Source organism: Photorhabdus sp. RM96S, assembly GCF_042879335.1.
Lineage (GTDB): Bacteria > Pseudomonadota > Gammaproteobacteria > Enterobacterales > Enterobacteriaceae > Photorhabdus > Photorhabdus kayaii.
The window spans coordinates 1-223 of record NZ_JBHFKT010000304.1 but is presented as its reverse complement, the minus strand read 5'-3'; the positions used below and the strand labels follow the sequence as shown (position 1 = coordinate 223).

General features: G+C 58.7%; 1 protein-coding gene. It reads right to left on the bottom strand.

Annotated elements, in window-relative coordinates; all coding sequences use genetic code 11:
* On the bottom strand, positions 1–223 hold a 223-nt coding region (locus ACGF49_RS25465), incomplete at both ends, for a hemagglutinin repeat-containing protein (RefSeq protein WP_387493637.1).

The window sequence follows — 223 nt, the reverse complement described above, 5'->3', positions numbered from 1 at the left end:
GTTGAGGGTGACGGTTTGTCCTGCATCCAGCGTAGTTTCATTATGGCTGACGCCGTTGCCGCTTTCACTGCCTTTACCGCGGTTGGTACTGACGGAGAGATTAATACCCGTACCCCCCGGTCCGGCAGTCAAACCGACGCCCAGTGAGCCACCGCGGCTGCTGTTTTTACCGGTGGTCTGTTCGGTGTTCTGGCTGGAGGAGAGCTGGATATCCCGGCTGGCA